We start from the raw sequence: 5,859 nt of genomic DNA, 5'->3' as shown, positions 1-5,859 counted from the left end.
GGATCGTGGAACGTGGAAATGAGTTTAAAAATAAGCTGATGGACGATGCTTTAAAGGCATTTCATATTCAACGATCTTTAAGCATGAAGGGCTGCCCGTATGACAATGCCGTAGCTGAAGCAACGTTTAAAATCATCAAAACAGAGTTTGTGAAAGGTCAACATTTTAATCGTTTAGAAGAATGAACAAGGGAATTACATGACTATGTCCATTGGTTTAATCACATACGAATTCATGGGACACTTGGTTATGTAAGTCCGATTGATTACAAACTTGAACACCTTAAAAAAGTTGTCTAGTTTAGTGTTGACATACCAGTTAGTACTGAAAGTTCTCTAAAGTCAGTGCTGAGGAACATAATGAGTCAATAGAATAAAAGCTGTAACTTAGGACCAAATCGAAAATAGATTTGGTCCTTTTGTCATTATATTCTTTAAATCTATTGCTCAGTTTGTTTCTGCATCCCATTAGAGAACCCGCATTTACAGCTATGAAATTCAAAAGGCAACAAAGGTTAACCTTGGTATAGGCACGGTCTTTTAATCAAGATTTAAGCTGGTAAAAAATAATTCATTTATTTTAATCGTTATACGAAAGTATATTGCATAAGTGGAAAAGCTAGAGAACGTACTTTTTCTCTTATAAATTATGGAAAAATCCTCAATAATTTCTTTTTGTTTGGAAAAGCTAACAAATAATGATACAGATGAAAGGGAAGATATGATGGATGATTTAGTGATAGCCAGATCAATGTTTGGCACAACCATGGCTTTTCATATTATTTTTGCAACGATTGGTGTAGGATTGCCATTTATGATGCTACTAGCTGAATTAATGTATCAGCGGACGAAGGATTTTCAGTACGCTGTCATGGCAAAGCGGTGGACCAAGGCTTTTGCTGTTTTGCTTGGTGTCGGAATTCCAACCGGTACGATTGCGGGGGTACAGCTTTCCTTGCTATGGCCAGGATTCATGGAGGTGATAGGCCGGGTAATGGCACTTCCTTTTCAAATTGAAATCTATGCATTTTTCATTGAAGCACTTTTTATGTCCATCTATGTGTATGCTGCCGACCGAATTCCGCCATGGATGAGAATTGCTAGTCTCTCTTTAGTGGCAATCGGAGCACTTGGTTCTGCTGTCTTAATCACGAATGTCCACTCCTTTGAAGGAACGCCAGCAGGGTTTCGAATCGTGAATGGGGAAATCGTAGATGTTGATCCATGGAAAGCGTTCTTTAACCCCAGTTTCTTTGTGACAGCTGGCCACGTTGCGGTATCAGCATACACCACAGGTGCATTTGTGGTTGCTTCCATTGCAGCGTTTAAAATGCTGAAAAATGATGTTGGTTCAAAGCTGTACCGTTTCCACAAGAAAGCGTTAATGTTAAGTGTTGTGGTTGGTGGTGTTTTCTCTTTACTTACAGCATTAAACGGACATGCTTTGGCACAACATTTACATGAATACCAGCCCGAAAAGTTGGCTGCTGCAGAAGGATTGTTCGAAACTCAGACACATGCTCCTCTCACCATTGGGGGATTCACGGATAGGGAAACGCAGGAAGTCGAGTGGGGGATTGAAATTCCATGGGCATTAAGCTTTCTCGCAGGAAACAGTTTTGATACAAAGGTTGTTGGATTGAATGATTTTCCTGAAGAGTGGTGGCCGCCGCTTTATATACACACTCTATTCAATTTAATGGTTGGGATCGGTTCTCTCCTTATCTTGCTCGCAGTATTTGTTATTGTGTGGGATAGGTGGCTGAAAAAAGACCGTTTTCCGAAACCGCTTATGTGGCTGTTTGTCTTGTCTGGACCATTGGCAATCATTGCTCTTGAATGCGGCTGGATTTTTGCTTGTACCGGCAGGCAGCCATGGACAATCTATCGAGTACTTTTAACAGAGGACTCTGCTACTACAGCAGGAAATCTGGGTATACTTTTTACATTTTTTATTGTTGTATATGCCATTTTGGCAGCGGCTGTAGTGTTTGTACTGCTTTATTACTTTAAGAGAAATACAGTTACGGATGATCTAAATAGGGCTGAGCAGAAAGGTGTTTCCCTATTTAGCACAAATTCATAAGGAGGAGATGTGGTGTCGGATGCAGTTATCGCTAGTATAGTTCTTTGGGGATTTGTGTTTATTTATTCTTTAATGGCATCGATGGATTTTGGTTCAGGCTTTTGGTCGATGGTATACATGAACAGGACAAAAACCGGTGCAACCAACATTGCCAATCGTTATCTATCCCCAACTTGGGAGGTTACAAATACGTTCATTGTCGCATTAGTGATTGCGGTATACAGCATGTTTCCCGGAGCAGCCTACACCCTCGGAACGATTTTGCTCATTCCGGGGAGTATGATCCTGTTGCTTTTGGCTCTCAGGAGTGCGTTTCTCGTATTTTCACATATAGCCGTCGAGTATAGGAAAATTCTCACCTATATTTCCGGAATTGCAGGAATTTTGTTACCAGCTTTATTAATAAGCGTACTGCCAATTACACACGGGGGGTATGTACATTTTGGTGAGGATAGCCAAACACTTGATTTGGGGAAGCTGTTCACAAGTCCGAATGAGTATGCATTCATTGGGTTTGCGATCAGCAGTACGTTGTTCTTATCTTCTTTGCTGCTGTCAGACTACTCAAAGGTTTCGAATGAGCCAGAAGCTTATAAAATTTATCGGAAAGATGCCATGATTGCCGGACCCATTTCATTATTGATGGCATTTCTGATCATGCTGACCTTAAAACAGGAAGCGAATTGGATCTATGTAAAAATGATGAATGACTTACCGCTTTTAATAACGTCAATCATTTTTTTTATAATCGGGGGTGTAGCGCTTTATCTGCCTTTCTTTACGAAAAAAAATGTAAGCGGCTGGCCGCGGCTAGCTGTAGTCGCTGTAACGCTCCAGTATTTGATTGCAAGTTTTGTTTATGGCCGCGCCCACTTACCTTATATGGTGTATCCACAAGTGACAATAGAATCAGGGTTTACCGACCCGAATTCCTTCCGCGCCATCTTTGCTACGTATATTGTAGGATTTGCTATTTTGTTTCCAGGATTTGTGTACTTTTGGAAGATGTTTATGCACGATAACCGTTATTTGCAAAAAAAACGATCCAGTAATCCATTAAAGGAGGGATAAAAAGTTCCAAGATTAAGAACACTTGTGAATTTATTGGTGTTGGTATTAATGATTGTATATGCTTTTGGTTATCGGGGAGTATCTGCACATGTAAAATAACAAAAGGTTGAACAAACAATTGTGACAAAGAAACGCGATGTCACCGGTGATGGAAAAATGGGCCGGTTTCGATCATAGGTGTTCCTTATGAAAAGGGAGTCGTTTTTTAAAAGAAATCCGCCTTAATTTTTAAACTGGTAAATAACACACCGGTGGCTCTCATGTGTTCCCACACTCTGGACATGTGGAGTGCTGTTCACTACTTGTAAGGAAAGATTAATTATAATGTAACAGTGAGTGTAAGAGTCTTCTCGGTAGAGGGCTCTTGTTATTTATGGATTGATTTCCAATACCAATACTAATAAAAGCGTAAAAAATACGGTCTTAAAGGCGCTCGTCGTGCACCGTAGTTCTCAAAGCGTTAATTATCAACGTTTCAAAGGCTCTCAACCAGTTTGGGTTGGGGGGCGTTTTCCTGTATAATGACCGATTTTCTAATTATACAGGAAAACGCCCTCTAATAATGAAGTGACCCCAAAAAGTTAGACACGTTATTTTATTAGGCAGCTTGTAGGGCATGAGTTCGGTATTGTACCGGGCTCATGCCCTACAAGCTGCCTAATTAAACGACTAATCTTTGATTATTACTTTTACAATGTGCAGTATCTAAATCGGAAATCGAAATAAAGCGATACATTTTATCATTAAAAATTTGTTACTTTCCAAATGGTTCCTGTAGTCATAGAGCAAATAAACATGCTTTTACCGTCTGGACTAAATCTTACACATGTAGGCATACTTAGACCCTTTACAACTGGAGGATCGAATCGGTAATCTCTTTTATCATTTGGATCTACAGCCATAACTGTCCCTTTAAGTGGTTGAGTTACATATATCAAGCCATCGTTTCTATTCATTATCATACCACCAGAGAAATCTAATCCCCACGCAAACAAATGGCCTTTATCTATAAGATCAAAATAGTTTCCACCTTCTTTTGGAACTTTTATTATTTGTCCTAGGACTGAGCAACTTAAATACAATCCTCCTGACCTTGAGAATCCATTACTTGGATAACCGAAGTCTATATCAGTTGGAATAGCTATTGTCCATGAACCACACTTGGTTGACCCGATTACATCTTGCATATCAATATACGGAGACAAACCTTCGAGTCCAGGTAAAGGAGTAACAGGAATTCCTGTTACAATCGGTTGACTTTCACTAACTACTCCTTCACCGCCAGTAATTTCAGAAAGTTCTAGATTAGATAGTTCATTTTGTTCTGTAGCATAAATATTTCCATTTAAAGTTGACAAACTATATGGTTCGCTAAGAGTTAAATATGGTGGTTTTTCTAAAGCATTTCCACCATGAGTAATGTCAGTTACTCTATTCCCCCATGCTTCAGCTACTAGAATACGACCATTTGGCAATGGAAGAATGCTTGACGGTCCTTGTAGTCCGTAAGCAAAGGGTCTTACATTTTTAAAATCCCCACCATTTGTTATATCTTTTACTTCCCCGGCAGTATGCTCTGAGACTAAAAGCCTGCCATCCTGAGTCCATTCCATATGAGTTGGTGTACGGAGATTGAAGGCATGCACGACAACTTTAATTTTTTTAGGTGTAGAAATGTTATTTCTCTTATCATCTTTTGTTTCTCTTAATTTTTTATCACGAGTAGAATATGTTCTGTAAACATACGGATTATTAAAGTATACATTTCTTTGAGGGTACATATAGGGATTAAACATTTTTTTCCCCTTTCATTTTTAGTAGATAAAATAACTTTTAAAATGCCTAATGGTACAAGGCATTTCCTCCTAAGGCAAGGTAACAGAAGTGTGATGCTGTCGTCCCAGCAAACCCTCCCATTATTCGTCCAAATTCCACTAAAATTGGTATTGGTAGTCCTGGGAATAAAATATTGATTAATTGAATACCTGCGAGTTGCCCAATTAAAAATCCTAAAAACGCATAAGCTATCTCACCTAAAACACTCGGATGTGTTCTTAAACTTGCTTGTTGCAACACATTACTTGCAATACTAGTTAATGAAATAGCTGTAGGAGAGGCACTTTGTGCAATCAGTGCTTCTGATATATTAGATATTTGAGTTGCAGCATCCGGTTTTTCTGTTTTAATAATATCGATTACACGGTTTAGAGCAGCCTGTTCATTTATATTAATCGAACCATATTGGGCTAGTTGAGGTAGTAGATTTCTTTGGGCAAAATCAAAGGGCGGAAGATTTGAGGTTTGATATTGACGAAATAATTGAGAAACAATCTGATTAGATAGTTCACCAATTCTCCCTAACTTATTGGGATCAATACCGATTGTAAAATTATTCGTTGGATCTTGTCTTACATAATAATTAGCTTGATAGTAGGAAGAAGGGTTATAAAAAGGTATGTTCATTGTTTACCTCCTGAATCACGATTTTAAATCATATTTTATTAAGTATGATTTAAACTTCCATAGGTGCTTAGTGAAGAAGCCTATTTTTTTATAATCATAAAAGGTTTAGGGCGAATAAATCTAGATTTATGCTTATATTTCTTTGGAAAAAAGATAAACTTATTGTAACCTAATCGTTTTCTGGTGGATAGGCTACACTTAGTTGGACAGAATTTTTAAGGTCAAGTAGACTACAGATAC

General features: G+C 38.4%; 4 protein-coding genes and 1 pseudogene. 3 read left to right on the top strand and 2 right to left on the bottom strand.

What is annotated here, in order from left to right:
• The 3 genes and pseudogenes from JMM81_RS22295 to JMM81_RS22285 all read left to right on the top strand — a co-directional run.
• Positions 1 to 299 (top strand): annotated as a pseudogene (locus JMM81_RS22295) (IS3 family transposase); the annotation flags it as partial.
• 424 nt (positions 300 to 723) lie between these two features.
• Entirely contained in the window at positions 724 to 2,085 is a 1,362-nt protein-coding gene (locus JMM81_RS22290; protein WP_256243749.1) for a cytochrome ubiquinol oxidase subunit I, read from the top strand.
• Positions 2,086 to 2,097: 12 nt separating this feature from the next.
• The gene (locus JMM81_RS22285; RefSeq protein WP_256243748.1) at positions 2,098 to 3,156 is read left to right on the top strand and encodes a cytochrome d ubiquinol oxidase subunit II; all 1,059 of its coding nucleotides are present in this window, start codon (positions 2,098 to 2,100) and stop codon (positions 3,154 to 3,156) included.
• 743 nt (positions 3,157 to 3,899) lie between these two features.
• On the opposite strand, the gene JMM81_RS22280 is transcribed toward JMM81_RS22285, so the two are convergent.
• Together JMM81_RS22280 and JMM81_RS22275 are read right to left on the bottom strand one after the other, a co-directional pair.
• Positions 3,900 to 4,952, bottom strand: coding sequence for an SMP-30/gluconolactonase/LRE family protein (locus tag JMM81_RS22280; protein ID WP_256243746.1), 1,053 nt, complete (start codon positions 4,950 to 4,952; stop codon positions 3,900 to 3,902).
• A gap of 46 nt (positions 4,953 to 4,998) precedes the next feature.
• The gene (locus JMM81_RS22275; protein WP_256243745.1) at positions 4,999 to 5,619 is read right to left on the bottom strand and encodes a hypothetical protein; all 621 of its coding nucleotides are present in this window, start codon (positions 5,617 to 5,619) and stop codon (positions 4,999 to 5,001) included.
• Between the last annotated feature and the right edge of the window lie 240 nt (positions 5,620 to 5,859).

This window comes from Bacillus sp. V3B (assembly GCF_024494465.1).
In the GTDB taxonomy this organism is placed as follows: domain Bacteria; phylum Bacillota; class Bacilli; order Bacillales; family Cytobacillaceae; genus Bacillus_BD.
Note: the sequence above shows the minus strand (reverse complement) of the source record. Positions and strands in the feature narration are given on the sequence as shown.

Bases quoted from the DNA above. Each gene is read 5' to 3' on its own strand.
- JMM81_RS22290 (WP_256243749.1), top strand. From the start codon at position 724: ATGGATGATTTAGTGATAGCCAGATCAATGTTTGGCACAACCATGGCT.
- JMM81_RS22280 (WP_256243746.1), bottom strand. From the start codon at position 4,952: ATGTTTAATCCCTATATGTACCCTCAAAGAAATGTATACTTTAATAAT.
- JMM81_RS22275 (WP_256243745.1), bottom strand. From the start codon at position 5,619: ATGAACATACCTTTTTATAACCCTTCTTCCTACTATCAAGCTAATTAT.